The 26,027-nt window shown below is 67.3% G+C and carries 31 protein-coding genes and 1 pseudogene; 11 read left to right on the top strand and 21 right to left on the bottom strand.

The window, feature by feature from the left end:
• Nucleotides 1-14: 14 nt before the first annotated feature.
• The 4 genes from AJAP_RS37585 to AJAP_RS37570 all read right to left on the bottom strand — a co-directional run bounded on the left by AJAP_RS37585 (nucleotide 15) and on the right by AJAP_RS37570 (nucleotide 3,190).
• On the bottom strand, nucleotides 15-941 hold the full coding sequence (locus AJAP_RS37585) for a complex I subunit 1 family protein (protein WP_038520407.1): 927 nt from the start codon (nucleotides 939-941) through the stop codon (nucleotides 15-17).
• A complete protein-coding gene (locus tag AJAP_RS37580) occupies nucleotides 934-1,911 on the bottom strand; it encodes a hypothetical protein (protein ID WP_051972718.1) in 978 nt (325 codons plus the stop codon). The genes AJAP_RS37585 and AJAP_RS37580 overlap by 8 nt, the downstream gene beginning before the upstream one ends.
• A gap of 65 nt (nucleotides 1,912-1,976) precedes the next feature.
• Nucleotides 1,977-2,306 (bottom strand): NADH-quinone oxidoreductase subunit A, encoded by a 330-nt coding sequence (locus AJAP_RS37575; RefSeq protein ID WP_378438505.1) that lies wholly within the window; start codon nucleotides 2,304-2,306, stop codon nucleotides 1,977-1,979.
• Between the two features lie 92 nt (nucleotides 2,307-2,398).
• Nucleotides 2,399-3,190, bottom strand: a complete 792-nt coding sequence (locus AJAP_RS37570) for an alpha/beta fold hydrolase (RefSeq protein WP_038520401.1) — start codon at nucleotides 3,188-3,190, stop codon at nucleotides 2,399-2,401.
• A 132-nt stretch (nucleotides 3,191-3,322) separates the two neighbouring features.
• On the opposite strand from AJAP_RS37570, the gene AJAP_RS37565 reads away from it, so the two are divergent.
• Nucleotides 3,323-3,775: a DUF488 domain-containing protein gene (locus AJAP_RS37565; protein ID WP_038520399.1), complete on the top strand. Its 453-nt coding sequence runs from the start codon at nucleotides 3,323-3,325 to the stop codon at nucleotides 3,773-3,775.
• Here AJAP_RS37565 and AJAP_RS37560 read toward each other — a convergent pair.
• From AJAP_RS37560 to AJAP_RS37550, 3 genes are all read right to left on the bottom strand, one after another.
• Nucleotides 3,761-4,615 carry a hypothetical protein gene (locus AJAP_RS37560; protein WP_038520398.1) on the bottom strand — a complete coding sequence of 285 codons (855 nt, stop codon included), beginning with the start codon at nucleotides 4,613-4,615 and terminating at the stop codon, nucleotides 3,761-3,763. The two genes, AJAP_RS37565 and AJAP_RS37560, sit on opposite strands and share 15 nt — an antisense overlap.
• 93 nt (nucleotides 4,616-4,708) lie before the next feature.
• The gene (locus AJAP_RS37555) at nucleotides 4,709-5,254 is read right to left on the bottom strand and encodes a DinB family protein (protein ID WP_038520396.1); all 546 of its coding nucleotides are present in this window, start codon (nucleotides 5,252-5,254) and stop codon (nucleotides 4,709-4,711) included.
• A 4-nt stretch (nucleotides 5,255-5,258) separates the two neighbouring features.
• On the bottom strand, nucleotides 5,259-5,726 hold the full coding sequence (locus AJAP_RS37550) for an ArsR/SmtB family transcription factor (protein ID WP_051972717.1): 468 nt from the start codon (nucleotides 5,724-5,726) through the stop codon (nucleotides 5,259-5,261).
• 123 nt (nucleotides 5,727-5,849) lie between these two features.
• On the opposite strand from AJAP_RS37550, the gene AJAP_RS37545 reads away from it, so the two are divergent.
• The 4 genes from AJAP_RS37545 to AJAP_RS37530 all read left to right on the top strand — a co-directional run bounded on the left by AJAP_RS37545 (nucleotide 5,850) and on the right by AJAP_RS37530 (nucleotide 9,150).
• Entirely contained in the window at nucleotides 5,850-6,491 is a 642-nt protein-coding gene (locus tag AJAP_RS37545; RefSeq protein WP_038520394.1) for an arsenate-mycothiol transferase ArsC, read from the top strand.
• A 64-nt stretch (nucleotides 6,492-6,555) separates the two neighbouring features.
• A complete protein-coding gene (locus AJAP_RS37540; RefSeq protein WP_038520393.1) occupies nucleotides 6,556-6,960 on the top strand; it encodes an arsenate reductase ArsC in 405 nt (134 codons plus the stop codon).
• A gap of 40 nt (nucleotides 6,961-7,000) precedes the next feature.
• Nucleotides 7,001-8,092 carry an ACR3 family arsenite efflux transporter gene (gene arsB, locus AJAP_RS37535; RefSeq protein ID WP_038520391.1) on the top strand — a complete coding sequence of 364 codons (1,092 nt, stop codon included), beginning with the start codon at nucleotides 7,001-7,003 and terminating at the stop codon, nucleotides 8,090-8,092.
• Nucleotides 8,089-9,150 (top strand): ArsO family NAD(P)H-dependent flavin-containing monooxygenase, encoded by a 1,062-nt coding sequence (locus tag AJAP_RS37530; RefSeq protein WP_038520389.1) that lies wholly within the window; start codon nucleotides 8,089-8,091, stop codon nucleotides 9,148-9,150. Before arsB ends, AJAP_RS37530 begins: the two co-directional genes overlap by 4 nt.
• A gap of 15 nt (nucleotides 9,151-9,165) precedes the next feature.
• Here AJAP_RS37530 and AJAP_RS44995 read toward each other — a convergent pair whose 3' ends face one another.
• A complete protein-coding gene (locus AJAP_RS44995) occupies nucleotides 9,166-9,378 on the bottom strand; it encodes a methyltransferase family protein (protein ID WP_267284165.1) in 213 nt (70 codons plus the stop codon).
• A gap of 470 nt (nucleotides 9,379-9,848) precedes the next feature.
• On the opposite strand from AJAP_RS44995, the gene cmtR reads away from it, so the two are divergent.
• Together cmtR and AJAP_RS37515 are read left to right on the top strand one after the other, a co-directional pair.
• Nucleotides 9,849-10,211 (top strand): Cd(II)/Pb(II)-sensing metalloregulatory transcriptional regulator CmtR, encoded by a 363-nt coding sequence (gene cmtR, locus AJAP_RS37520; RefSeq protein ID WP_038520387.1) that lies wholly within the window; start codon nucleotides 9,849-9,851, stop codon nucleotides 10,209-10,211.
• Nucleotides 10,208-10,912, top strand: a complete 705-nt coding sequence (locus tag AJAP_RS37515) for a cation transporter (protein ID WP_174492076.1) — start codon at nucleotides 10,208-10,210, stop codon at nucleotides 10,910-10,912. The genes cmtR and AJAP_RS37515 overlap by 4 nt, the downstream gene beginning before the upstream one ends.
• Here AJAP_RS37515 and AJAP_RS37510 read toward each other — a convergent pair.
• The 3 genes from AJAP_RS37510 to AJAP_RS44195 are packed head-to-tail and all read right to left on the bottom strand — an operon-like array spanning nucleotide 10,869 to nucleotide 12,543.
• Complete coding sequence (locus AJAP_RS37510; protein WP_063777824.1) at nucleotides 10,869-12,152, bottom strand: M28 family metallopeptidase; 1,284 nt, start codon at nucleotides 12,150-12,152, stop codon at nucleotides 10,869-10,871. The two genes, AJAP_RS37515 and AJAP_RS37510, sit on opposite strands and share 44 nt — an antisense overlap.
• Nucleotides 12,149-12,364, bottom strand: a complete 216-nt coding sequence (locus AJAP_RS37505; protein WP_038520386.1) for a hypothetical protein — start codon at nucleotides 12,362-12,364, stop codon at nucleotides 12,149-12,151. The genes AJAP_RS37510 and AJAP_RS37505 overlap by 4 nt, the downstream gene beginning before the upstream one ends.
• Nucleotides 12,365-12,393: 29 nt before the next feature.
• A complete protein-coding gene (locus tag AJAP_RS44195) occupies nucleotides 12,394-12,543 on the bottom strand; it encodes a hypothetical protein (protein WP_158509817.1) in 150 nt (49 codons plus the stop codon).
• Between the two features lie 77 nt (nucleotides 12,544-12,620).
• Between AJAP_RS44195 and AJAP_RS37500 the strand changes: the two genes are divergently transcribed.
• Entirely contained in the window at nucleotides 12,621-12,995 is a 375-nt protein-coding gene (locus AJAP_RS37500) for an ArsR/SmtB family transcription factor (RefSeq protein ID WP_051972716.1), read from the top strand.
• Here the strand turns inward: AJAP_RS37500 and AJAP_RS37495 are convergent.
• The 4 genes from AJAP_RS37495 to AJAP_RS37480 all read right to left on the bottom strand — a co-directional run bounded on the left by AJAP_RS37495 (nucleotide 12,947) and on the right by AJAP_RS37480 (nucleotide 17,986).
• A complete protein-coding gene (locus AJAP_RS37495) occupies nucleotides 12,947-14,281 on the bottom strand; it encodes a hypothetical protein (protein WP_051972715.1) in 1,335 nt (444 codons plus the stop codon). The genes AJAP_RS37500 and AJAP_RS37495 overlap by 49 nt on opposite strands.
• Before the next feature lie 65 nt (nucleotides 14,282-14,346).
• On the bottom strand, nucleotides 14,347-15,435 hold the full coding sequence (locus AJAP_RS37490; protein WP_038520383.1) for a flavin-containing monooxygenase: 1,089 nt from the start codon (nucleotides 15,433-15,435) through the stop codon (nucleotides 14,347-14,349).
• Nucleotides 15,432-16,643 (bottom strand): MFS transporter, encoded by a 1,212-nt coding sequence (locus AJAP_RS37485; protein WP_051972714.1) that lies wholly within the window; start codon nucleotides 16,641-16,643, stop codon nucleotides 15,432-15,434. The genes AJAP_RS37490 and AJAP_RS37485 overlap by 4 nt, the downstream gene beginning before the upstream one ends.
• A gap of 5 nt (nucleotides 16,644-16,648) precedes the next feature.
• Entirely contained in the window at nucleotides 16,649-17,986 is a 1,338-nt protein-coding gene (locus tag AJAP_RS37480; RefSeq protein WP_038524614.1) for an NAD(P)-binding domain-containing protein, read from the bottom strand.
• 104 nt (nucleotides 17,987-18,090) lie between these two features.
• On the opposite strand from AJAP_RS37480, the gene AJAP_RS37475 reads away from it, so the two are divergent.
• Nucleotides 18,091-18,936, top strand: coding sequence for a helix-turn-helix domain-containing GNAT family N-acetyltransferase (locus AJAP_RS37475; protein WP_038520382.1), 846 nt, complete (start codon nucleotides 18,091-18,093; stop codon nucleotides 18,934-18,936).
• Between the two features lie 54 nt (nucleotides 18,937-18,990).
• Here AJAP_RS37475 and AJAP_RS37470 read toward each other — a convergent pair whose 3' ends face one another.
• The 4 genes from AJAP_RS37470 to AJAP_RS37455 are packed head-to-tail and all read right to left on the bottom strand — an operon-like array spanning nucleotide 18,991 to nucleotide 22,574.
• Nucleotides 18,991-20,181, bottom strand: a complete 1,191-nt coding sequence (locus AJAP_RS37470; protein WP_038520380.1) for an aminotransferase class V-fold PLP-dependent enzyme — start codon at nucleotides 20,179-20,181, stop codon at nucleotides 18,991-18,993.
• Nucleotides 20,178-20,984, bottom strand: a complete 807-nt coding sequence (locus AJAP_RS37465) for an amino acid ABC transporter ATP-binding protein (RefSeq protein WP_038520378.1) — start codon at nucleotides 20,982-20,984, stop codon at nucleotides 20,178-20,180. The genes AJAP_RS37470 and AJAP_RS37465 overlap by 4 nt, the downstream gene beginning before the upstream one ends.
• Before the next feature lie 2 nt (nucleotides 20,985-20,986).
• Nucleotides 20,987-21,631 carry an amino acid ABC transporter permease gene (locus tag AJAP_RS37460; RefSeq protein WP_038520377.1) on the bottom strand — a complete coding sequence of 215 codons (645 nt, stop codon included), beginning with the start codon at nucleotides 21,629-21,631 and terminating at the stop codon, nucleotides 20,987-20,989.
• Between the two features lie 34 nt (nucleotides 21,632-21,665).
• Nucleotides 21,666-22,574, bottom strand: a complete 909-nt coding sequence (locus AJAP_RS37455) for a transporter substrate-binding domain-containing protein (protein WP_228694767.1) — start codon at nucleotides 22,572-22,574, stop codon at nucleotides 21,666-21,668.
• A 505-nt stretch (nucleotides 22,575-23,079) separates the two neighbouring features.
• Between AJAP_RS37455 and AJAP_RS37450 the strand changes: the two genes are divergently transcribed.
• Entirely contained in the window at nucleotides 23,080-24,318 is a 1,239-nt protein-coding gene (locus AJAP_RS37450; protein WP_051972713.1) for a Shedu immune nuclease family protein, read from the top strand.
• A gap of 580 nt (nucleotides 24,319-24,898) precedes the next feature.
• On the opposite strand, the gene AJAP_RS44300 is transcribed toward AJAP_RS37450, so the two are convergent.
• Nucleotides 24,899-25,105, bottom strand: coding sequence for a hypothetical protein (locus AJAP_RS44300; protein WP_038520375.1), 207 nt, complete (start codon nucleotides 25,103-25,105; stop codon nucleotides 24,899-24,901).
• Between AJAP_RS44300 and AJAP_RS43335 the strand changes: the two are divergent.
• Nucleotides 25,103-25,420 (top strand): annotated as a pseudogene (locus AJAP_RS43335) (AMP-binding enzyme); the annotation flags it as partial. The gene AJAP_RS44300 and the pseudogene AJAP_RS43335 sit on opposite strands and share 3 nt — an antisense overlap.
• A gap of 45 nt (nucleotides 25,421-25,465) precedes the next feature.
• Here the strand turns inward: AJAP_RS43335 and AJAP_RS37440 are convergent.
• Complete coding sequence (locus tag AJAP_RS37440; protein WP_148311623.1) at nucleotides 25,466-25,948, bottom strand: hypothetical protein; 483 nt, start codon at nucleotides 25,946-25,948, stop codon at nucleotides 25,466-25,468.
• Nucleotides 25,949-26,027: the final 79 nt, after the last annotated feature.

Genomic DNA, 26,027 nt, shown 5'->3' with positions numbered 1-26,027 from the left:
GCCGGGCTCCTTCCTCATCGGGCGATCACCACGATGGCGACGACGAGTGCCTGCAGCAGGGTCAACGGGATGAGCACCAGCCACGCGACTTCTTCGTACCGCTCCATCCGCACCGTCGGGATCCGGCGCCGGACCCACACCAGTAGTCCGAGCACGGCGACCGTCTTCACCAGCGTCCACAACCAGGAGGGCAGCAGCGGCCCGGCGCCGCCGCCGAGGAACAGCGGCACCGCGAACGCGGCGCCGGAGACCAGCAGCAGCCACCGGCCCGCGGCGAACACCAACCGGTCCACTCCGGACAGTTCCGCCGTCGCCCCGCCTGCGATGTCCGCGCCGACCGCTTGGTCGAACGGACCCCAGTACGACATCGCCAGCACCGAGAGCAGGTAGACGACGAAGGCGATGGGCATCCACGCGACGAACCACAGCGAGTCCTGCGCGGCGACGACGTCGGCCACCCGCAGCGAACCGGCCCCGAGTGCCGCGGTGATCAACGCGAACATGTGCGGTAGTTCGTAGGCCAGCCCCTGAGCGATGAACCGGTATCCGCCGATGAGGCCGTACGCCGAGTTCGCGCCCCAGCCGACCAGCCACACCGCGGCCCAGGCGACGACCTCCATCGCGTTGAACCAGACGATCCCGATCGAGAGGTCGGCCACCGCCCATCGGCCGAACGGCGTCACCAGGGACGCGAGGACTCCGGCCACCACGAGGGCGAGCGCGCCACCCCGCCACAGCAGCGTATCCGCGGCGAGCGTGCGACGTCGCTGCTGCACCAGCAGGCCACCCGCCTCGCGGAACGGCAGCGTAAGCGCCTGCCCGGCGTTCGCGCCGCTCGCCCGCGCGGACAGCAGCGAATCCCAGGACGCCGCCGCGGCGACCAGGAGTCCCAGCGCGAGGGGCAGTACGAGTCCGCCCCACCAGGGCAGTTCGTCAACCATGGGCCACCCGGAGACGCTCGAGGTCGGGATCGAGACTCGCGACGATCAACCGCGCCGTGGCGAACTCGGCGCCGGCCAGCAGCCGGGGCAGCGCGTCCAGGATCGCGGCCGGGTCATGCTTTGTCGGAGTAGGGGACAGCCGCCGCATCAGGCGGTCGTAAGCGTCGCCCTCCTCGGGCCGATCTGTCCACTTCGGACCATTCAGGATACCTAGGCCGGACAGGGACCACCGCAGCGTCCGGGAACGACGAACCCGACGCACCCATCGCGCGACGGCGCTTTCCACATCCTTGTCCGCCAGGATGTCGTCCCGCAGCCGGGCCGCGGTGATGGCCGCGTCTTCCCAACCCGCCACTGTCAACAGCCGTACACAGCTGTCGAGCCGTCGCGCCGGGTGGCGTCGCACATCCGCCCAGAACGGCTCCGTTCCCGCTGGAGGGTTGCCGAGCACGTCGACAGCCGCCTCCTGGATCACGTCACCCTGGAGCTTGGCCCGGATGAGGAGTCCGCTCGGCCAAGCGGGTAGCCCCGGTCCTAAAGGGACAGTCAGCTGGTCGAGCTTGAGTTCGTCCCGGTCGGGAGCCCGGTCCGCCATCGGGATCCCGCCGGGCATCTCCATGCCGCCCATGTCGTGTCCGGCATGACCGCCATGGTCATGGGACATCGCCATCTGGTCGTGGTGGGGCATCGGTGTCCGGTGCTCTTCGTGAGGCGGGCTGATCTCGGCCTCTGGCTGCCCCTCGGTCGACCGCACCTGATCCGCACTGGAGGCGAGTCCTGCTTCGACCGCCTCCGGGACCCCGAGGTGGATCCGGGCCCTGGGGACCGGAATCTGCTGCCACATCGAGTCAAGGAAAGGCGTCATCGCGGGATCGTCCGGCCCCGCGACGACCAGCAGGTTGGCGTCCGCTGGACTCAGGGCAGGTCGCCAGCCGTGGATCCGTGCGACCCGCTCGGCGGCGAGCCGCACGTTCGTACCACCCAATGTGGTGACGATCAGTGGACGTATCGGGGTACGCCGCACCAGCCAAGCCCTCACGTCCATCGGAACGCGCCCTCTCGCCAGGCGTACCACACCCCGGCGACCAGAACGGCGAGGAACAGGAACATCTCCACGACGGCGGGCGTTCCGACCTCGGCGACGACGAGCGTCCACGGGTACATGAAGACCATCTCCATGTCGAACGCGAGGAAGACCATCGTGATCGTGTACCAGCGGACGTGATACCGCGAGACCGCGTGCTCGGCAGGTGATCCGCCGGAGAGAAACGGTGCCACGTCCCGGACCATCGGCGCCAGCCTGATGAGCCTGGCGAACCCGTAGACCGCGGCGACGAGCACGACCACGGCACCGAATGCTGCCACCGCACCCAGCACGGTCTCACCTCACTCGACGTGGGATCTACTATGGAGGCTAGCGGAGCTATCGCATCTCGGCTGGGTGAAGAATCCTCGGCTCAGGCCTTGACGAACTCGGTGATGCGGTCTGTCCAGGTCTTGATGTCCGCCACCGACGTCGACACGTGCAAGCTGGATCCGGGGATGAGCTCGTGCAGGCGTTCGGCTGTCGACGCGGGGTGCAGGGGATCGGTATCCCAGGCAAGGATCAGCGTCGGGTGCGTCAGCGTCGCGATCGCCTCGGGCGCGGGCAGGTCCGACCTGCCGACACCCCGCAACACCGCGGGGAGCAGTGCGTCCGACACATCAGGCGAAAACCGGTAATTCGGGTAGTCGGCGAAAATCGGCGGCGGCTCCGCGTGTGCCCACTGCCGGCGCCATTGGGCCGCTCCGAGTTCCTCGATGCTGTCCGCGCTGTCGAAGTACCACTGCTTCGCCAGTTCGGCGTCAGGCGTCCAGGCGACTGGCGGAATCATCAGGACGAGCCGACGGAAACGGTCCGGGGCCGCGATGGCCGCGCGCAGGGCCGTATCGCATCCCAGTGACGACCCGGCGAAGTCCGTCGGCTGGGTGATGTCCAGGGTGTCGAGGAGCGCGAGCAGGTCCTGCGCGAAGTTCTCGAAAAGGTAGTCCTCGGGAATCGGGCGGCCGGTCGAACGGCCGTGGCCGCGCTGGTCGTAGACGAGCATGCTGCGCCCCGCGCCCAGGGAGTCGACGTCGAACAGCTCCAAGCTCCGCACGGCTTTGCGACTCAGCGGAACGCCATGGGCGTAACCGAGCGGAGGTCCGGATCCTTCGAATTGGTAGGCGATCGACGCTCCTGCGCGCTCGAAGTACTTGTCGGCCGACACTTGTACTCCTTCGTATACTCTTAGGGGGTATAAGTACCGTAGCGCGAGACGTGAGGTGTCGACAAGCGGTCCGCGTAGAAGAGAGGCGGGGTAGGGGTCGTCCGACGGGCGGTCTCATGACAGGGTGTGGGCATGACCAGCAGCGCGACCCGGCTTCGTGACGGCGCCATCGGCGTCGGATACGAAGGGCAGGAGATCTCCGAGTTCATCGACGGGCTCGTGCAGCGTGGCGTGACGCGTCTGGTCGACGTCCGGTTGACCCCGATCTCGCGCAAGCGGGGCTTCAGCAAGACAGCGCTACGGGCCGCGCTGGCCGAGGCCGGGATCGAATACGACCACCGTCGCGAGCTCGGGAACCTCAAGACGAATCGGGCCGGCTTCGCCGGTGACGAGACCGAGCTCAAGCAGGCAAAGGATCGGTACGTCGAGCTGCTGGAGAACACCGAGGCCCAGGCCAGCCTGGATGAACTCGCTCGCCTGTCTGCCGGTGAACGAGTCGCCGTACTGTGTTTCGAAGCCGACCAGCGGCGATGTCATCGTGACGTCGTGCTGGCGGAGATCGCCGGCCGCCTACCTCGGAACTGACCGCGGCGGCCAGTAAACGCCGAGGACGCTGAACGTCCGGGGATGCGCTGCGACGTTGCCGACGTAGAAGGCGACCTCACGGTCAGGGCCGCAGACTTCGCGCAAGAACCGCTGCTCGAGAAGTTGGGCGGCGTCGGCATCGTTCATACCGCGGAGGTTCCGGATCTGGAAGGCGACGAACTCCCAGTCGATGAACCCCTGCTTGTGGCCGTTGCAATCGCGCTCTTCGCACTCGTAGTGATAGGTGCCGGCGAACCGTGGCGCTCGTAGCGGCGTCCGGTCCTCGTTCTCGAACAGATCGAGCTGGCCGACGTAGCTGTCGATCTTGGCTTGCTGAGCCTTCGACCAACCCTGATGCCGGGTAATTCGCAGGGCCGTGATCCTTTTCGGGCGGATGAGGGCCAGTGACTGCGTGCTCATGGTGGCGCCGCGCACGAGACGGCACATCGTGGTGTGTTCGCTGATCGCCGGATCGATCCACGGGCGGCGGTGCGACCACTTGGTCAGGTGTTTCCCGACCTTCAGGGTGGGCATCCGCGGTCGCCAGCTCTCCTGTCTGCTGTCCTGCCTCGCCGGGACTGCCTCGACCGTCACGACGTCGTATTTCGCGAAGCTCGCGTCAGGGCCGAGCTCGCGGAAGTTGATCGGGTAGAGGCGGATCCAGCCGGGGCGATCGTGGTCGAGGCTGAGCCCGGCCACGCAGACGGTTTCGCCGTACTTCTCGGAGGGGTTGGGCGCCGCTTTCACGGTGATCAGGACCTGCAAGGTGACAGCCTGATCGCCCGCCGGTTTGGCGGTGGGTGTGTCCGGTGGCTGGCCGAACATCGGAAGCTGCGTCATCGGACCTCCCCGATCCGTCCACGTGAACTACCCAACGTAACTCCGGATTTGTCACCGTGTGAGCGGCCAAAGGAGTGATCTACCGCGATCGCTTCACTGTTCCTGGCGCCCGTCACGATTCCCTTGGGCAGGCAGCCTGAGCTGCTGTTGGTGGAAGTCGAAATGCTGCGCAGGGAAGCGGTAGACGTCGGCCAGGGTCATGTACTCGGTGAAGAACGGATCCCATCGGTCCGGGTAATACATGCCGCGGGCGAGGTCGGTGTCGGTTTCGGCGTCGAGGCGGTGGTGGAGGCGGCTGATCGTGTGGTCGCAGAGGCGCTTCATGGCCCGTCGGGTGAGCGTGTTTCCGGCGAGCCAGGAGCCGAGGTAGTTCACGACGTCGAAGGGGCGAGTCCCCGCGTTGAGCAGGCGGGCGTAGCCGCGGCTGACGCCGGGCGGGAGGCGGCCGAGCAGCCGCACGAGGTTCAGCAGGGCGCGCATGATCAGGAATCCGAGCAGCATGTGGAACAGCAACTGCCGGTTGGTCCATCGCGTTCCGTCGCTACGACGGCGCAGGTCGGCATCGCTCGCCTCGTCGAGTAGCCGGCCGAAGGTGAGACGAACTCGTTCCCAGTCCTGGTGAACCGCGTCCCGGTCCATCCAGTCAGTGTCCGCCCGCTGGGCTCGAGTGGCTAGTCACCATGGTGGCGAGTACGGGCGGTTCAGCAGCGGAGCTCCGCTCTCGGGGTGAGAGCGGAGCAGCTCGGTCCGCGAGGGGGCCGCCGCTGCGCAGAAGCGTTTCCAGGGTCTGTAGCAGTTCGGGCTGGACGCTGTACCAGCTCCAGGTTCCGCGTCGCTCCCGATCGAGGATCCCAGCCGTCACCAGCACGCGAAGGTGGTGACTCAGCGACGGCTGCGGCATGTCGAACTCCTCGGCGAGGTCGCAGAAACAAGCCTCGCCGCCAGGCGAGTAACGCACCAGCGACAACAGGCGGATACGCACCGGATCCGACAACGCCTTGAATAACTTCGCCGCCCGCTCTGCCTCTTCCTGCGTGACGACGTCCGCGGGCTCGGCCATCAGCAGTGTGACGGGCACCGGCTTGCGGGTGCGTCCGTTCTCCAACGCCATGCGCCCTCCTCGGTACGGGTGACCCGAAGGAGATCATACCGGTTGAATTGACAAACATCGATGCAGGCTCTTGAATTGGATTCACAGACTTCGATCCAGTTGTCCTTGTCTTGAGGAGACGTCATGACCCACGCCACGGACGGTTTGCCCGCCGGCAAGGTGCTGGACGTGCTCGATCGGATTGCCGACGAGCTCGGCGACAGGTTCCAGGGCACCTTCGGCCGGGATACGGTCGAACGTTTCGTCACCGAGACCTACTACTTGCTCGAACGGACGGCGACGGTCAAGACCCACCTGTCCACGCTGACCGCACGGTTCGCCCGCGAACGCCTGCTCGACCTGGCCAAGGCCGATGGGCTGACCCAGGTCACCGCACCGCAGGTGTTGTTCGTCTGCGTGCACAACGTCGGCCGGTCACAGATGGCCGCGGCGCTACTCGCCCACCACGCTTTCGGGCATGTCATGGTCCGTTCGGCCGGGTCGCAGCCGACCGGGACGATCCCGCCGGTCATCACGGAGGCGCTCGGCGAGTTCGACATCGAGCTGTCGAACGGGTTCCCCAAGCCGCTGACCGACGAGGTCGTCCGTGCCGCGGACGTGGTCGTCACCATGGGCTGCGGGGACGCCTGCCCTGTCTATCCAGGCAAGCGCTACCTCGACTGGGACGTGCCCGATCCGATGAACCAGCCCCTGAGCGTGGTCCGGACGATCCGAGATGAGATCGACCGCCGGGTCCGCCAACTGCTCGAAGAACTCCAGGGTTGAGGATCGATGCTCACTCGCACCGATCGTCATGAATGCAGCAACATTGTCTCGAGAGGATCCATTCATGTCCCGCACGCCTGAGGTGTTGTTCGTGTGCGTGCACAACGCCGGCCGCTCCCAGATGGCTGCCGCGCTGTTGCAGCACTACTCGCTCGGCCGGATCGCCGTCCGGTCCGCGGGTTCCGAGCCCGCGGAGAAAGTGAACCCCGCTGCTGCCGCGGCACTGGCCGAGTGGGGTCTGGACATCACGGCCGAGGTGCCGAGCAAGCTGTCCACTGCGGACGTCGAAGCGTCCGATGTGGTGATCACCATGGGGTGCGGCGATACCTGCCCGGTGTTCCCCGGCAAGCGTTACCTCGACTGGCCGCTGGAGGATCCCGCGGGTCAGGGTGTGGAGGCCGTTCGCCCGATCCGTGACGAGATCGACCGGCGGATCCGTGGCCTGGTCGCCGAAATCCTCGACGCCTGACCCTCACTTCCGCCTTCCTCGCACTTATGGAGACCAGCCCGTGACTCAGACCGCCGACAAGGCCGGTGCCCCGGCCGACACCGACGTCCTGCACAAACTGTCCTTTTTGGACCGGTTCCTGCCGGTCTGGATCATCGTCGCGATGGGCGCCGGGCTTCTGCTGGGCAGTGTGATCCCCGGTCTGCAGGGTGTGCTGGACGCGGTGAAGATCGGGCAGGTGTCGCTGCCGATCGCGCTCGGTCTGTTGCTGATGATGTACCCGGTGCTGGCGAAGGTCCGCTACGACAAGCTCGACACCGTGACCAAGGACAAGCGCACGATGGTGCTTTCCTTGGTGCTGAACTGGATTCTCGGTCCGGCGCTGATGTTCGCGCTCGCCTGGCTGATGTTGCCCGATCTGCCGGAGTACCGGACCGGGCTGATCATCGTGGGTCTCGCGCGGTGTATCGCGATGGTGATCATCTGGAACGACCTCGCCTGCGGTGACCGGGAGGCCGCGGCGGTGCTGGTCGCGCTGAACTCCGTCTTCCAGGTGATCATGTTCGGCGTGCTCGGCTGGTTCTACCTCGACCTGCTCCCCGGCTGGCTGGGCTTGGACACCACGAACGTCGACTTCTCGCCGTGGGAGATCGCGCTCAGCGTCGTCATCTTCCTCGGTATCCCGCTCGCCGCCGGATACCTTTCCCGCCGCATCGGGGAGCGGAGCAAGGGCCGCGACTGGTACGAGGGCGAGTTCCTGCCCAAGATCGGCCCCATCGCGCTCTACGGCCTGCTGTTCACCATCGTGATCCTGTTCGCCCTGCAGGGCGACAACATCACCTCCCGCCCGCTCGACGTCGCCCGGATCGCGCTGCCGTTGCTGGTGTACTTCGCGATCATGTGGATCGGCGGCTACCTGCTGGGCAAGGCGTCCGGTCTCTCCTACGAGCGCACCACGACGCTGGCGTTCACCGCGGCGGGCAACAACTTCGAACTCGCGATCGCCGTCGCCATCGGCGTCTTCGGCGTCACCTCGGGGCAGGCGCTCGCCGGGGTCGTCGGACCGCTGATCGAAGTACCGGTGCTCGTCGCGCTGGTCTACGTCAGCCTCTGGTTGCGCAAGCGTTGGACCGCGAAAGCGCCCGCGGAGTGACCGCAGCCGTGCGGGTGGTGGTCATCGGCGGAGGTCAGGCCGGTCTCGCCGCGGGCTACTACCTGCGCCGCGCCGGCCTGGACTTCGTCATCCTCGACGCCCGAACCCAGCCGGGCGGCGCCTGGATCCACGGCTGGGACTCGCTGCGGCTGTTCTCCCCGGCACAGCACAGTTCCCTGCCGGGGTGGCCGATGCCGCCCTATCCAGGGCCCGGGTATCCGACCGCCGAACACGTTGTCGACTATCTGGCCGCGTACGAGAAACGCTACGAACTCCCGATCCGCCGCGGGGAGACGGTGACCGCCGTGTCCCGGGACAGCGACCGGTTCCAGGTGAGCACCGATACAGGGGAGTGGAGCGCCGAGGCGGTCATCAGCGCCACCGGAACCTGGTGGCGTCCCTTCCTGCCGCTCATGCCGGGCGGTTTCACCGGCCGCCAGCTGCACACGGTGGACTACCGGGGCCCGGAGGAGTTCGCAGGCCAGGACGTCGTGGTGGTCGGCGGCGGCAACTCCGGCGCACAGATCGCCGCCGACCTCGCGGGCACGGCGAACCTGACCTGGGTCACCCGCCGCCCGCCCCGCTACCTGCCCGACCACATCGACGGCAAGGCCCTCTTCGACGTCGCCACCCGGCGCCGTCAAGCCCTGGAGACCGGGCAGGCCGACACCGCCGGAGTCGCCGGGTTAGGTGACATCGTCGCCGTCCCGCCCGTCCGCGAAGCACGCGACGCCGGACTGCTGCGGCCGAGCCCGATGTTCGCGCGACTCGACGCTGACGGTCCTGTGTGGACAGACGGCACCCGGCGGCACGCCGACGCGGTCATCTGGTGCACCGGGTTCCGCCCCGCGTTGAGCCACCTCGCCCCACTGCGGCTGCGCACCACCCGCGGCCACATCCCCACCGAAGGCACCCGCGCCGTCGCCGAGCCCCGGCTGCACCTGCTCGGCTACGGCGACTGGACCGGGCCGGCCTCGGCCACACTCATCGGCGTCGGCATGACCGCGCGGGCCGCGGTCACCGACATCAAGGCCGCATTGGACACCGGTCGCCGGTGACCCACCCAGATCCGCTCAGGCCAGACGCCCCAATCCCGGCAGGAACCTGCCGGTTCGCGACGCGTAGTCGCGATAGGCGGAGCCATGGGCCGTCAGTAGGTAAGGCTCCTCCACGGCGCGGACCTGGATCTCGATCGCCGCGGCCAGCGCGACTAAACCGGCGAAGGCAACCAGGTTCGGTGCCAGCAGCGTGATTTCCAGCGCGGCGGCGATCATCGCGGTGAACACTGGGTTGCGGGCCCAGCGGAACACGCCGCTGGTGACCAGAGGGGTCGCTTCGGTTTGATCGACGCCCGATGCGCCATGAGGTGCCCATGCTTTGCTGCGCGGCCAGTGTACCCACGACTCCGGCCAGTGTCAGCAAAAGTCCCAGGACGTGAACGCCGGCGGCATCCAGCACCGCCCACGGCCCCACCACGCTGGCCAACTGCAGAGCCGGCGCCACGAGGCCGAGCACGACCGCGACCGCGAACAGGGCGCCGCCCCACCACTCGAGCGATCCCGGACGCCCGCTCACTCCGCGGAAACCGACGTCGCCAGTGCACCGGTACTGCTGCCAGCTACGCATTCCGAAGGCCAGACCCAGGTACGTCAGGTACACCAGCAACGCGACCGCAGCCATCGCTTCCCTCCCAGTGTCGTTTCGCAGATAGTTCAGCTATTGCTGTTATATCAGTGACCGATGTACTGTTCTAGCTGTGCTGACGTGTGAAACCCGCGGTGCCGCCCTCGCCCGGCTCGGCCGGGCTCTCGCGGACTCGACCCGCTGCAAGATCCTGGTCGCCCTCCTCGATGGCGTGAGCTACCCAGGGAAACTGGCCGAACAACTCGGCTTGAGCCGCTCGAATGTGTCGAACCACCTCGCGTGCCTGCGCGGCTGCGGCCTGGTCGTGGCCACCTATGAGGGCCGCCAGGTCCGCTACGCTCTGGCCGACGCCCACCTCGCCTGCGCGCTGCGGGAACTCGTCCAGGTCGTCCTCGCCGTCGACATTGACGAGCCCTGCATCGACGACCAGGCTGCTCCCGGTGCCACGGCGATCAGCATCAGGACGATCCGATGAGCGAACAAGTGGAATCCAGCGAAAACCTGCCGATGGCCGATGCGCCGGCCGAGGGCTGTTCCGACGGCTGCTGTGCCGCGTCTAGCACCACCGCGGCTTCCGTGAGCCCGGAACGGCGCGCGGTCCTGTCGCGTCGGGTGCGGTTGTTCGTTGCCGCGACCATCACGTACAACATCATCGAAGCGATTGTCGCCATCTCCGCCGGGACCATCGCGTCCTCGACCGCGCTGATCGGCTTCGGGCTGGACTCGATCATCGAGGTCGCCTCCGCCGCGGCGGTCGCCTGGCAGTTCTCCGGCAAGGACCCGGAAGCCCGCGAACGGACCGCTCTCAAGGTGATCGCGGTCTCCTTCTTCGCTCTGGCCGCCTATGTCACCGTCGAATCCGTGCGTAGTCTGTTCGGCGCCGACCCCGCCGAGCACTCCACGGTCGGCATCGTGCTGGCGGCGGTCTCGCTGCTGGTGATGCCGTTCCTGTCCTACGCCCAGCGGCGCGCCGGGCGCGAACTCGGCTCGGCAAGCGCCGTCGCCGACTCCAAGCAGACCCTGCTCTGCACGTACCTCTCCGGTGTGCTGCTCGTCGGGCTGCTGCTCAACAGCCTCTTTGGCTGGTACTGGGCCGATCCGCTGGTCGCGCTCGTCATCGCCGCCGTCGCCGTCAAGGAGGGCCGTGAGGCCTGGCGCGGTGAGCACTGCTGCTGAGCTGCGCATCGACGAAACCGTTGTCGGCCAACGGAAATCGCCTGTGATCGGATGCCGGCGCGAGTCGAGGCGATCGGCCGCGTGAGTGGGTCGCCAGCTGAAGCACCGTCGCCACGACGAGCCGGGTCGCCGCGACGAGGGTTTCGGTCTCGACACGGTCCTCGGTTTCGGCCGGGGTCTGGTAGCCGGGCATTCCCATGCCGATCCCGACAGCGGGCAGCCCTGCGGCGGCGTAGCGCCGGTTGTCCGACGGCATGGCCCCGGCCCGCAACGGAACCCCGGTCTCCCGTCCCGCTTGGTCGAGCGCGGCCAGCAGGTCGTGCGCGGGCCCGCCCGCTTCGACCGCGGCACCGTCGCCGAGCTTGGCGGCGCCGTCGACGTTAATCACGTAGGTGCCGGAACGCACGCTGGGCGCGTGATGCGCGGACCCGCGAGCCCCGGCTTCCTCACCGTCGAGCAGGCTCACCGCCAGCCCGACGTGGTCCGGCAGGAACGGCGCGAGCAGGCGTGCGGCTTCGAGGACGACGGCGACACCGGAGGCGTTGTCCGCGGCGGCGGGCAGCCGCTGCTCCGGGTCGTCACCCACTCCATCGAAGTGCGCGGTCAACAACACATTCGGCGACCTGCCAGCGGGTTCGCGGAGAACCCCGTGCACGCTCGACCCGGCGACCTCGACAACTCGCATCGGCATCGAGGCGGTCACCGTGCCCGACCCCGCACGAGTCATCTCTTCGTGGAGCTCGGTGCAGACGGCGATCACCGGCAAAGCGCCCACCGACGGTCCGGCGATCATCTTCGGCATCCAACCTGCGGCGTCCGTTCCGCGGGGCACCAGCAACCCCGCGGCGCCCTCGGTCAGTGCTCGCGCCGAAACTCCCAGGTTCGGCGCGAGCACCCACTTCTCCCGCCACGCATCGGAATCGGTGAACGCGAGCTCGCCCGTGCGGGGTGCGGGCAGGTCCGTCGATGCGAGGTGCTCGGCGAAGTCTCGGCGGTGCACCCATCGCCGAGGTGCCGAGTCCGCGCTCCAGGAGAACTCGGGCGTGCGATACAGCTCCCGCACGCCCGCCACGGGGAACTCGTCGGTGGTGACCGACGCGCCGATTGCCCGCAGTTGCCCGGCGAGCCAGTGACCGGCCGCGCGGCCGCCGGGCGTCCCTGCCCGGCGGCCCGCGAACCGGTCGTCGGCCAACGCGGCGATCGTGGCCTTCAGCCGAGAGGCGGACGCCGTCGCGGTCATGAACAGCAACCGGCGCCAGCGGCCACCGCGTTGGCCTTCGCGGCCGGTTCGCAGCAGGATCCGGCCGCGGTCGCGGCCTCAGTGGTTCCGCAGCAGGTGCTCGTGGCCGTCGTCGTGCTGGCGGGGGCGGTGCCGCAACAGCCGCTCGAGGCCGGCGGGGTGAAGGCCTCGGCCGGGTTACCGGCGAAACCGCCGGCAGTTTCGTTGCTCATCACAGAACTCCTTGTGGTGTCGAGGGGTTTCAGAATCGCGTGGACAGCTGCAGTGCCCGGTCGCGGGCGGTGTCGAGCAGGGTGTCGGCGCGGCACTGGCCGGCGCACACCTGCACGCACGAGTCGCAGAACTCGACGGTCGGCGTGTTGGTGAACAGGCGACGGAGGAGCTTGATCATCGGAAGCCCTATCTAGACGCTTATCGAAACAGTGCCGATAGTTTGCGCCCGACTTAGATGGATGTCAATATAGATGGGTGTCGAAGTCTGAAGCGGGTTTGAAGCTGCTGCCGGTGATCGAGCAGGGTTGCTGCGCGCCGCTCGCGGCTGAGCCGTTGTCCTCGGAGCAGTCGGTGGACCTGGCGAAGGCGTTCAAGGCGCTGGGTGATCCGGTGCGGCTGCGGTTGCTGTCGCTGATCACCTCCGCGCAGGGGGAGAGCTGCGTGTGTGATCTGACCGCCGCGTTCGACCTGACCGGGCCGACGATCTCCCATCACCTGAAGGTCCTGCGCGAGGCCGGGCTGGTCGGCAGCGAGCGCCGCGGCACTTGGGTGTACTACTGGCCGCGCACCGAGACGCTGAGTCAGTTGTCGGGCTTGCTGTCCGCGCCAGGACTCGTGCCGGGATCCTGATCATCGTCCGACGACGCTGCACGGACCGCGGCTTCGTTGATGATGGCTCGCGCTTCCTCGATCACCTCGGGCGGCTGACCTTGGTCTCCCCAGAGCGCCGTCGTGCTGGTGTCCCACAGCCGTCCTGCCACTGTGGAGGGTGTGAGCATGACGCCGAGCGTGCAGTGCTCCCAGTCGCCGATGGCGGTGCTGTAGTCGTGGTGCAGAACCTGCAGTCGGATCATCAAGGCATCGCGCGCCTCCTCGGAAAGCTGTGAGGCGACGACGAACTGCAGGGGAGTGAAGTCGCCGGGCGTCGGGATGACCGTGCGGCTGTGGATGAGGGTGCCGGGCTTGGTGTGCTGGGCCGCGGACTCTATAAACTTGATCAGGTTGCGGCCGAGTTCGGTCCGGTGCTCGACCGGCAAGCCGTCCAGGGCGGCGAGCATGAGCAGCAGGTCGGCGTCGCGTCCTTCCGGAATCGGGGTCTCCGCCACGTCCTCCATGATCATGCGGAGCATGACGTGAGGCGCCTGCTCGTCGTGTCCGGCGGGATGCAGTGGCGCCCGGGCCGCGGAGATCGTCTCCCACGGTTTCTCGGCCAGCAGCGATGCCAGCGCCGGGTCCACGACCCCGGGGATGGCTTCGATGTCGGCGAGGGCGTATTCGTGGTAGCGGCGTGGTTCGTCGCCGAGTTCGACGGCGTCGCCGCCGGCCGCGCGCATGAGGTAGGCCAGTACCGCGCGGGTGGAGCGCAGGTGATCGAACAGGAATTCCCAGTCCCGTCGGAGGATCACGATCGCGGGAACGCCGGTCGGTGCCTGGGGAGGCAGGTAGCCGCGGGGCGGATCCGCGTGGTCGACCACCACGACCGTCAGCCACTCGTAGTCCTCGCCCACCACCTGAATAGTTCGTCCGCGCGCGTTGGTCATCGCCGCGGCAGCGAGCTTGAGGCGCCGCACAGTTCCGCTGCCCTGACCGAGCGCCTTCGTCACGTTTTTGCCCAGCCAGGACAGTTCACGTTCCGGCTTGTCGCTGGGATTGGTCCGGCTCTTGGACTGAATAACCGCTGCCTGGTCGCCGACCAGGAGCAGCCCGTCTCCGAGTTCTCGTGTTCCCGAACCTGTGCGTTGTTGCTCAGGCGGGAACACGAAGTCCGGCAACCCCCATGTCGCGGCGGCGTCCCGGACAGCGTCCTCGGCCGCGTACCCCTGTGTCGCGGCGTCGGGCAGCGGCGAGGCATCCGGGATACGCCGGATCGCGGTCCCCGCCGCGGTCTCGATCACCAGTATGAGCGGCTCACCCACGGATCAGCCTCCTCTTCTCGGCACCAAGGGATCGCACCATGTGCGAGCCGGTGGCGCCAGACGCGTTACCGCGCCGAAGCGGATTGGCAACACGCCGTCCGCGGCGATGAGCCGCTGCCGAGAAGGCGTTTAGCCACGTACTGGGCGTCGCGTCCGACGCCGCGGAGGGTGGCGGAGGCGAAGCTGCGTTGCCATTCCAGCCCGACGTAGGCCAGTCCCGGGTGTGTGGTGGACAGGCCTCGGTCGTGCAGCGGCCGATCGTTTCGGGCCAGTGCGCCGAGTCCGTCCAGGTAGGACAGTCCGGGTCGGAAGCCGGTGGCGAACAGGATGGTGTCGACGCCTTCGCGTGGTCCGTCCGGCCAGGCGACGGTGTCGCCGTCGATGGTGGTGAACATGCGCCTCTGATCCGGCCGTCCCTGGCTGATCGCGGCTTTGTAGACGCCGGGGTCGTTGACCGGCGAGGTGAGCGGCTTCTTCAGCAGGTGGCCGATCGGCAGGTGGTCGAACCCGACGGCGGCGGACCAGAAGTGCACGTCCTTCCCGAACGGACGTTGCGGCGCGAACTTGACCGGTGCCCGGGTGGCGAGGGTGACGTGGGCATGGCCGGCGAGTTCGGTGGCGATCTGGACGGCGGAGTTGCCCGCTCCGACGACGATCACGCGCTGTCCGGCGAACGGTTCCGGGCTGCGGTAGTCGCTGCTGTGCAGGAGGTTTCCGGTGAAAGTGTCCATGCCGGGTAGTGCTGGGTGGAAAGGCTTGGAGAAGCCTCCGGAGGCGGCGATGAGGATCGGCGCGGTGAAGGCGGGTTCGCCGGCGGCGTGCACGGTGAAGGCGCCGTCGTCGTGGGTGACGGTGTCGACGCGGTGTCCTGTGCGGATCTCGGTGTCGAGACAGGCCGCGTAACGGCGCAGGTAGTCGACGACTTCGTCGCGGTGTGGGTAGTGCTCGGGGTCACCGGGGAAGGGCAGTCCGGGGAGGCTGCTGTAGCGGGCGGGGGAGAAGAGGGTCAGCGAGTCGTAGTAGCGGGGCCAGGACCCGACCGGTTCGGTGTCTGCTTCGAGGATCACCGGGCGTAGGCCTCTGCTGCGCAGGGCCTGGGCGGCGGCGAGGCCGGCCTGGCCGCCGCCGACGATGATGGCGTCGTGGTCGTTCATGAGTTCCTTCCGGAATGAGGTGTTGCCGCGAAGGCGAGGACCGCGGCGACCACCGTGACGGCGGCGAGCACGAGGAAGGTCGGCGAGTAGCCGCCGATGCCGCTCGCGATGGCCGCGCCTGCCCAGGGGGCGAGGGCGACGGTGATGGTCAAGGGTGCTTGCAGGAGGGCGTTGAGGCGCCCGTAGTGGGTGGTGCCCCAGCGGTCGGCCACGGCGGTGGCTTGCAGGAGAGTGAACACGCCGCGCGCCATCCCGGCCATGATGGCGGCGACGATCAGCCCGGCGGTGGTGGTGAGCAGCCCGAGCACGGCCGTGGTCGCGGCGGCGGCGAGGAACACGATCGCGGTCCGGGTCTGGACCGTGGTCAGCCGGGTAAGTGTGGTGTAGCCGAGCCGTCCCAGGACCTGTCCGGCGCCGCCGAGGCCGAGGGCGATCGCCGCCGTCGTGCTGCTGACGCCGCGTTCTGTGAGCAGTGGTACGAGGTTGATCACTCCGGCGTAGACGGCGAACGCCGCCAGGCTGAACGCGATCACCAAGCCCCGGAACGGAATTCCCCTGGCGATCCGCGCCGGGTCGCTGTGCGTGCTGAGCGGCGGTTCGGCCGCTGGCCAGGGTCCGCGCAGGCCCCACAGGTGTGCCGGGATGGTGACGACGGCCAGCACCACCGCGAGGACGAGGTAGGTCTCCCGCCAATCCAGGTGCGCGGTGAGCAGCGCGGTCAGCGGCGCGAACACCGTGCTCGCCAAACCGGCGGCCAGGGTGAGCACGGTCAGCGCGAACACCCGCCGCGGCCCGTACCAGCGGGTCAGGGCGGCGAACGCGGGTGGGTACAGCACCGCGCCCATCGCGACCCCGGCCAGTAGCCACGCCACGGTGAACCACACCAGGTTCTGCGCCAGTGCGACGGCCACGATTGCGGGCACCGCCAAGACCGACCCGGCTGTCATCACTGAGCGGGGACCTCTGCCGTCGAGCCACCGCCCGACCGGGATCCCGGCCAGCGCGGCGACGACCTGACCGGCCGAGAACGCCGCGACCACCCACGCGGTCGGCCAGCCTGTGGTCTGGCTGATTTCCGGTGCCAGTACGGGAAAGGCGTAGAAGAGGATGCCCCAGCTGGTGATCTCGGTGACGCAGAGGACGGCCAGCACGCGGCGCAGCCCGGACGTGGTCAGCCCGGGCGACGCCGCGGCGGTCGCGATCGGCATGGCGGTCAGCGCACGGCGGCCGACGCCGCGGACAGCGTGAGGGCTTCCGGCTCGGGTGTCGCGCAGCAGCCACTGGCGGCCGGTGCGTCGTCCGGCTCGTCGAACAGGCCGGCGCCGCCGCAGACTCCGGTCTCGGCCCTGCGCAATTCGACCCGCGCGGCCGCCTCGTGGTCGCCGGCCAACTGGGCGGCGATGCTGCGAACCTGCTCGTACCCGGTCATCGCCAGGAACGTCGGTGCCCGTCCGTAGCTTTTCATCCCCGCTAGGTAGAAGTCCTTCTCCGGATGCGCGAGTTCCTTGGCGCCGTGGGGATACACGGTTCCGCACGAGTGGACGTTCGGGTCGATCAGCGGGGCGAGCGCGACCGGTGCCTGCAGTGTCGGGTCGAGCTCGAGCCGGATCTCCGACAGCCAGGTCAGGTCGGGCCGGAAACCGGACAAGGTGACGACCTCGTCGACCTGCTCGATCCGTTGTCCGGTGGAGGAGAGCAGAGTCAGCCGTCCGCCGGTGTCGCGTTCGACGGCGTCGGTGCGGAATCCGGTGATCACCGTGATCAGTCCGGATTCCACCGCTTCCTGGGCGCGCAGGCCGAGCGCGCCCCGTGCGGGAAGCTGGTCGGCGTCGCCGCCGCCGAAGGTGTTGCCGACCGCGCCGCGGCGCAGCACCCAGCTGATCCGCGTGCCGTCCTTCGCGAGGCCGGACAAGGCGACCAGCGCGGTGAGCGCCGAATGCCCGCTGCCCGCGACCACCACGTGCTTGCCCGCATATCGCGCTCGCACCGCTTCGTCGCCCAGATTCGGGACCCGGTAAGTGATCCGCTCCGGCGCCGCACGCTCTCCGGCGGCGGGAAGTCCTTCGCCGCCGAGCGGGTTGGGCGTCGACCAGGTGCCGGACGCGTCGATCACGGCCCGCGCCGCGATCCGCTGCTCTGTCCCGTCGGCGGCGCGGATGTGCACGGTGAACGGCTCGTCGTCGCGGCCGCTGTCCACGACCCGGTCCCGTCCCCGGCGGGCGACGCCGATCACCTCGGCGTCGAAGCGCACCCGGTCGCCGAGCGCCGCGGCCAGCGGTCGCAGGTACAGCTCGGCCCAGTCCGAGCCCGTCGGATACGCGTCGCCGTCGGGCCGGGTCCAGCCAGTGGTCTCCAGCCGGCGCCCGGCCGCGGGGGCGACGAGTTCGGACCACGGCGAGAACAACCGCACGTGATTCCACGCCGCCACGTCGGCGCCCGCGTGTACGCCGCGCTCCAGAACCAGCGGCTCGAAACCCCGCTCCACCAGTTCGGCGGCGGCCGCCAGCCCCACCGGGCCGGCTCCGATCACCACGACGGGCAGCTCGTTCATCCCCATGCACCTTTCATCGATCCATCTCGATTGAGTCGATGCGAGGGACTGTATCGACCGGAGTCGATTGACGCAACCATCGATTCTGGTCGATACTGGGTGGCATGACGACCGTTGTGCCTCTTCCTCTCGCCGGTCTCTTGCCCGAGCGTGAAGCCGCGACGTATGCCGGGTGGTTCGCGTGTCTGGCCGAGCCGATGCGGGTGAAGCTGCTGCACGCGGTCGCGACTTCACCGCGCGGTCTGACCGTCGGTGCGCTGACCGAGATCCTCGGAACCAGCCAGTCGACGTGCTCGCATCACGTCCGGAAACTGGCTGATGTGGGTTTCGTTCACCTGCGGAAAGAGGGCACGGCCACGGTCGTGACGATCAATCAGGCCTGCTGCAGCGGGCTCCCGCACGCGGCCGACGCCGTCATGGGCCTGCTCGCGCCACGTCCGTGCTGCCCGGACAACGTGCCCGACGACGTCACCATCCGCGCCCTTCGCGACGACGACTGGGACGCGGTCCGCCGGATCTACGGTGAAGGCATCGCGACCGGGCTCGCCACCTTCGAGACCGATGTCCCCAGCCGCAAAACGCTCGACGCGAAATGGCTCCCCGGGCATCAGTGGGTCGCCGACATCGATGGCGAGGTCGCCGGCTGGACCGCCGCCACCCCCGTCTCAGAACGCGAGTGCTACCGGGGACTCGCCGAGACATCGGTCTACGTCGCCGAGAACCACCGCGGCCGTGGCGTGGGCAAAGCCCTGCTCTTCAAACAGGTCACCGAAGCCGACGCCGCCGGGCTCTGGACCCTGCAGACCTCGATCTTCACCGACAACCGCGCCAGCATCGCCCTGCACCACAGCGCCGGCTACCGCACCGTCGGCATCCGCGAACGCATCGCCCAACGCGACGGCGTCTGGCACGACACCGTCTTCCTCGAACGCCGCAGCCCAGTCAGCTAGCCAGAGGATTTGCGCCCGTCACATACTGGTTCAGGGCTGAAGCGCAGTCACACGTCAGGAGGCCAATGCCTCCGCGAGTGTCCGGCAGAACAGATCGATCTCCTCGATCGTGTTGTAGTAATGGACCGACGCGCGGACGACTTCGTCCAGCCCGCGGTTTTCCATGTCCCAGCGCGTCGACGCCACCCGCGAGACGCTCACGTTGATGCCGCGCCTCGCCATGAACGCCTTGATCTCCTCGCCGGACAAACCTTCCGCGGTGAAGGAGGTGATGCCGCAGCGCTCGGACCCGACATCCCGTACCTCGACTCCGGGGATTCCGCCTAGACGAACGCGCAGGCCATCCGCCAAGTGGTAGACCCGGTCGCGGATGCTCGCGAGCCCCCAGCCGAGTGCGTAGTCGATCGCGGCACCGAGCCCGATCTTCGCCGCGTAGTTGCACTCCCACGACTCGAACCGGCGTGCTCCTGGCCGGACTTCGTAGCCGTCGCGTGAAACCCAGGTCGCGGCGTGCAAGTCGAGCATCGGAGGGCTCAGTTCGTCGAGCCGGTCGGCCCGGACGTACAGCAGGCCGGTACCGCGTGGGCCGCGGAGGTACTTCCGACCGGTCAACGACAGCAGGTCGCAGCCGAGGACGTCGACGTCCAGCGGCATCTGCCCGGCCGACTGGCACGCGTCGAGCAGGTACAGGACGCCGGCCTCGCGGGCCACCCTGCCTACCTCGACTGCGGGGTTGACCAGGCCGCCGTTGGTCGGCACGTGGGTCAGCGACACGAGCCGGACCCTGTCGTCCATCAGTTCGCGGAGACGCGCCACGGACAGCTGGCCCGACTCGTCGTTCGGTACGACCTCCACTTGAACGCCGTACCGTTGCGCCACCTGCAGGTACGCGATGAAGTTGCTGGCGTACTCGGCCTCGCTGGTCAGGATCCGGTCGCCCTGCTGGAACGGGATCGAGTAGAACGCGAGGTCCCACGCGCGGGTGGCGCTGTCGAGGACCGCGAGCTCCTGTGGCGTGCAACCGAGCAGGCGTGCGGCCGAGGCGTACACCCCGGATACGTCGTCAGCTGCTTCCGCTGCCGCCTCGTAGCCGCCGATACGGGATTCGAGACGGAGATGATCGATCACGGCGTCCAGCACGGGCTGCGGCATCAGCGACGATCCCGCGTTGTTGAGGTGGATCACCGAAGCGCAGCCCGGCGTCTCCTTGCGGGCCAGCTCCACATCGAACGGTTCCCCCGTCATACCGCCTCCTCCCCGCGGCGCGGCGCCGGAGCCGAGATGACTGCCGAATGATCGACGAGGCGGAGGAACGACCTGGCCCGTTCCTGCGACGGTCGCGTGAAGAAGACGTCCGGAGTGGCCTCCTCGACGATCACCCCGCCGTCCATGAACACGATCCGGTCGGCGACCTCCCGCGCGAAATGCGTCTCATGGGTGACGATCACCATCGTCATGCCCTCGCGAGCCAGACTCTGGATGACGTCCAGGACCTCGGCGTGGAGTTCCGGGTCGAGCGCGGAGGTCGGCTCGTCGAAGAGCACGACCTCCGGTTCCATGGCCAGCGCTCGGGCGATCGCGACGCGCTGCTTCTGCCCGCCGGAAAGCCGGGACGGGTACTCCCCGCTCTTGTCCGCCAGCCCCACGCGATCCAGAAGTCTTTCCCCCAGTTCCTTCGCCGCGGCGTCGGACAGTTTCCGCACCTGCCGCGGCCCCTCGATCACGTTGCCCAGCGCAGTCATGTGCGGGAAGAGGTTGAACTGCTGGAACACCATCCCCGCGTGTCTGCGAGCGCGTTGCTCCAGCCGCTTACGTCCGCGATCACGGCGCGTTCCGCATTCGAAGTCGCATCCGCAGATGCGCACGTGGCCGGCGTCGGGTTCCTCCAGGAGGTTCATACACCGCACCAGTGTTGTCTTTCCCGACCCGGACGGGCCCATCAGCACGATCACCTCACCTCGCTCGACGGCGAGGTTCACGCCGCACAGTACGTCGAGTTCGCCGAAGCTCTTCCGGATTTCTGTCAGCTCGATCGTGAAGTCGCTCATGCTCAATACGCCCTTCCCAGTCGCCTTTCGAGCATCCCCTGCCCGATGGACAACACCGTGTTGATCATCCAGTACATCAAGGCCGCGACCAGAAACGCTTCCATGTAGCGGAAACTGGCATTGCCGACACTTTCCGCGACCCGCGTGAGCTCGACCACGGTGACCGCGGATGCCAGCGACGTGTCCTTCATCAATGCGATGAATCGGCTACCGACGGCAGGCGTGGCGATTCTGATCGCCTGCGGGAAAACAATCCGCCGGAACGTACGCCAGTACGGCATGCCGATCGACGATGACGCTTCCCACTGTCCTTTGTCGACGCCCAGGATTCCACCGCGGAAGTTCTCGCTCAGGTAGGCGGCGGAGAACAACGTCAGTGCCAGGATCGCGGAGGGGATGGGTGCCAGTTGGATCCCGAGCTGCGGTAGTCCGAAGTAGAGCAACATGATCTGGATCAGAAGCGGAGTTCCCCTGAACACCGAGACATAGGAGATCGCCACAGCTCTCAGCACCCGGAAATCGGAGATTCTGGCAAGTGCGATCAGGGCACCGAGAAGAGATCCGAGAACGAAAGACGCCACACCGAGCAGCACCGTGACACCCAGTCCTTGCAACAACATCGGGAGCGCGCCGGCCAGCAGGTCCACGATTTCCTCCTCACCACACGAGTCGACTACCCTTTCAACCTGCCGGCAGCGCCTTCAGTTCGGCCGCCATGTCCAGCCCGCCCAGCCACTGCTGGGAGATCCGCGTGAGCGTCCCATCCGCGATCATTTCGTCGATCGCCTTGTCGACAGCCTGCTTCAGGGCCGCGGAATCCTTCTGGAAGGACATCCCGTTGACCTCGCTTTCCAGCAGCGGCCCGACCGGCTCGACGCTCAGGCCGTTCTTGCTCGCCAGATAAGCGCCCTGGAAGCGGGAAACCAGCATGGCGTCGGCGTTGCCGCGGGACAGGTCCGTCAGGCCGAGCGTGGCGTTGTCATAGGTCTTCACGCGTACGTCCTGGATCTTTTCCGTGGCGTATTTGTGCTGGGTGGTTCCGGCCGACACCGCGACTGCTTTCCCCGTCAGGTCGGCCAGCGAGCTGATCGAGGTGTTCCCCTCGGCGACGAAGATCGAGATCCCGTTGACTGCGTAGGGACGCGAGAAGTCGACTTGCTGTTTGCGTTCGGCGGTGATGGTCTGCCCGGAGATGACCAGGTCGAACCGGTCGGCCTTCACGCCCTCGATGAAGGTCTGGAAGCTGGCTTGCACGAACTCGACGCCACTGGCGCCCAGTCGACGGGCCAGATCGTGTGCCACGTCGACGTCGTATCCCGCCGGGGCGCCCGACCCGTCGACGAAGTTCCAAGGTGGATTCGCTTGTGTGAGCGCGATACGGATCTTCCCGCCGCTGCGCAGCTTCTGGAGGACGTCACCGGACGCCGTACTTGAGCATGCCGCCACGGAGCCGATCGAAGCGACGATGGTGGCGGACAGGAATGTCCTTCGGGACAGATGGATTGGTGACTTTCGCATAGCGTCTCCCTCACGAACGAGGGCCTGCGGCGCTGCCGCACGGCGGCGTCCGGAGAGACCGCCGAGCGTCAAGCGCGACCCTGTGGTGGTGCACTTACGCGTCACTCGAGTGAGTGGGACTGTATGCCCCCATAGGGTATAGGTCAACACGGCCAGGGTAAGCGCACGGCTAAGTAACGTCGTCGCAACAAGTCAAGCCACCGAACGAAACCCGGACGGCCGATTGTCCACGAAGTGTCTTAGTAGGACTGTTGAAACTGGGGTTATGTTGCCGTTGAGGGAAAGCTGGCAAGGTGGTGCTGGGGGTGGGCCGCTGTGTCCGGTTGCGACAGCTGAAAGGGTTGCTACCGAGCTTCGTAACACGACTGAGACGTGCGGTCGGCAGGGGAGGCCGACGACGCCCGCCCCGCCACAGCTGGTCGCGTTTGATGACCGCGCATCGGTCCTGGATCTCTTCGGGGGCACCTTCGGTCTCGGTGTGATAACCGCCGTAACGGCGGGTAGTGGGCCGCCGACCACAGTGGGCAATGGTCTGGCGGTCGCCAGGGCCACTCGGCCACTGGGCAGGGAGCGGGGTGTGATTGTGAACGTGGGCCCGTGGGGTGAGGACGTCGATGAGACGACGTACGCGCAGGGCAGGCTTCCGAGTCGGACCTATGCGTCGGCGAGCTTCCCGATTTCGTGGCCGAATTCCGCGGACAACGGCCAGCCAGCCCGGTTTGTGTACAAGGTGTTCGATCCAGAGGTGGAGACAACTGCGGAGCTTGACGGAGAGCAGTGGCTGATCTCCGAGTCGCCGGCCGGCCGGTACCAAGTCAAGCTGCTGATCGCGCGGGAAGCGGGCAATGTCCGTGAGCTCTGGGTGCAGCGGGTGCCGACCAAAGGCCAAGGCAAAGTCGAAACGAAGCTGAATCTGAGGCAGCCGGAGGCGGGACGGCTGGTGGAGTTGCTGCGCACCCTCGAGTGCATCCCGGCTGATGGCGAGCAGTCTGTACGGGTTGACGACTCTCTGGTGCGGGAGCTGTTCGCCAATCCGGAGTCGTTGACGAGAATCTATCGCGAAGACCCATCGCGGCTGCGGCAGTTGATTTCCGACGATGAGTCCGCGCGCGATGTGATCGCGTTGTCGCATCGCCGCGGTCAGCTGCAGAAGTTTCGGCGTTTGCTGAGTGATGACGACTATTTCGATGCTGAGGTCGGGCAAGCACCCGGGAGGCGGCGGGAGGCGGTGTGGCAACGGTTCTTCGAGGATAACCCGTGGATACTCGGAGTGCCGCTCACCGGTCAGCTGCTCACGGCCTGGAATGATCAGAAGTTGGAGCAGGTGGTCGCCGGCGCATCGGTCGTCGGCGTGGGCAAGCGGGCTGACGCGTTGCTGCGCACCTCCGGTCGGATCAAGTCGATGGTGTTCGCCGAGATCAAGACTCATCGCACTTCACTGCTGGCCGCCAGCGAGTACCGGTCGGGTTGCTGGCCGCCCTCCGACGAGCTGGCCGGCGGGGTGGCACAGGTGCAGGGCACGGTGCATCGCGCGGTGAGCGAGATCGGTGAACGCCTTCAAGACGTCGCTCCCGATGGTTCGGACGTGCCAGGCGGGTTCACCTACATGCTCAAGCCCCGGGCTTTCTTGGTCCTCGGCACCCTTGATCAACTCGTCGGGCAGGACGGCGGGCATCATCGCGACCGGATCCGCTCCTTCGAGCTGTATCGGCGACAGCTCCACGAACCCGAAGTCGTGACTTTCGACGAACTCCTTGCCCGCGCGGAATGGCACGTCACCATGGCTGAAGACGACGTCGAACCCCGGGAGACTTAACGTCAGAGGGACCTGGCGCTTGGTTCCCCGCTTGCGGCCAGTGGCCGGACGATCGGTATGACAGGAATGTTCGGTTCTTGGCCACACCGCAGTCTGCGGCGGGCCTCGTACGGGGGCGACCGCCCGAGTGGCAGGTGTCCACACAACTCGGCTGGAACGGGGCTACAGCCCTACCGCCATTTCCAAGTTCGGAATCACTACGCCTGTCGTAGGGGCCACGCCGTCTCCGATTGGGCTCCGTTGCCGACGTAGAGCCCGACACGCGTTGGTACAGACTGGCACTCGGCCCCGGCGAAGACTGGCGTTGACCTGCACAAACTGGCATAATTTGGTACTGAACGCTACTAGGCAACATGGTGGAGCTGCGGACTTTTAATCCGTAGGTTCTGGGTTCGAGCCCCAGGCGGCCCACCAAATTTGTCATTGCACGAACACCTTCCTTCGAGGCCCTGACCAAGGTTTTCCTCTGGTCGGGGCCTCGTTGTGGTTCATGGCGGCCTCGGCCGCCGGTGGTTGGGGGATGCGGAAGATCGGGATGATGCGGTCTGCGGCCGTGATCTTGATCTCGGCGATGAGCGTCTCAATGCGAGCTTGCGGGCGGTGCTGCGGGAACGTCGGTGATCTTGTCGGTCAACTCGTCCCGACGGGTACGAAGCTGCTTGGACTTGGCCTTGAGACCAGCGAAGCGCGAGGCGAGGTCGTCCTCATCGAGCGTGCCGTTCTCGAACGCGTTGAGGTACCGGTCGATGGACTGGTTGGTCTTGCGCCGATCATGGCCTTGGCGCACCCGCGTGAGATCGAGGAATTCTCTGCACGCATCCGGACATTCCGGACGCGCAGGTGATCGGTGTGCCCGACGAGAGCTACGGCGAGGAACTGATGGCGTGGATCCGGATGCGCGACGGGGCGCGACCGCTCACCGCAGAGTCGGTTCGCGAGTTCTGCACCGGAAGACTCGCACGCTACAAGGTGCCCCGGTACGTGCACCTCGTCGAGGGGGTTCCCGATGACGGTGACCGGCAAGATCCGCAAGGACGAGATGCGTGCGAAGTCCGTGGAACTGCTGGGTCTCGACGCCGCTGCCGAGATCGAGCACGCCTGACGGTGGTGCTCGCCCCGGCGGCCGGGGCGAGCACCGGTCACAGGATCAGAGCGGCAATATCGTGCACCAGATCTGGCCGTCGTCCATATTGCACGTGGCGAATTGGTAATCGCGGATTTTGGTCCAGACGCCCTTTGTGCGCCAGTGCCAGGTACCGAGTGGTCCGAATCGTTCGTGATATCCCTGGCCGTTGTAGGTAAAAGCGTCCACATCGAAGTAGGGCGGTTTGTTCCGGGGTCCACCGAACGTGCCGCGGCCGAGATCAAGCTGGTCGCATTTGGCGTACTTGAACTTGTTGGCGGTGCCGCCGTCGTAGTTCCACACGTCGCAGTGGCCGGAGCCGGAGCCCAGGTTGACCGTGACCGACATGGTCTTGCTGGTGTTGTTCCAGACCCCGCCGCAGACCGGCGGAACGCAGCCGCCTGCGGACGCGGCGGGCGCGTTGAGCACCGCCAGGCCGGTCGCCACCGCCACACCGGTCGCGACCACGGCGACGGCCCGGATGAATCGGGCCATTGTTTTGCGCATGTGAATCCCCCTTGCTGAAACGGCACGGTCCGGCGCAATCCGTGACCGCGCACTTTGTCGTGGGGCACACTCTGCTCGG

It is taken from the genome of Amycolatopsis japonica (assembly GCF_000732925.1).
GTDB classification, from domain to species: Bacteria; Actinomycetota; Actinomycetes; order Mycobacteriales; family Pseudonocardiaceae; genus Amycolatopsis; species Amycolatopsis japonica.
This window is presented reverse-complemented; position numbering and strand designations above follow the sequence as displayed.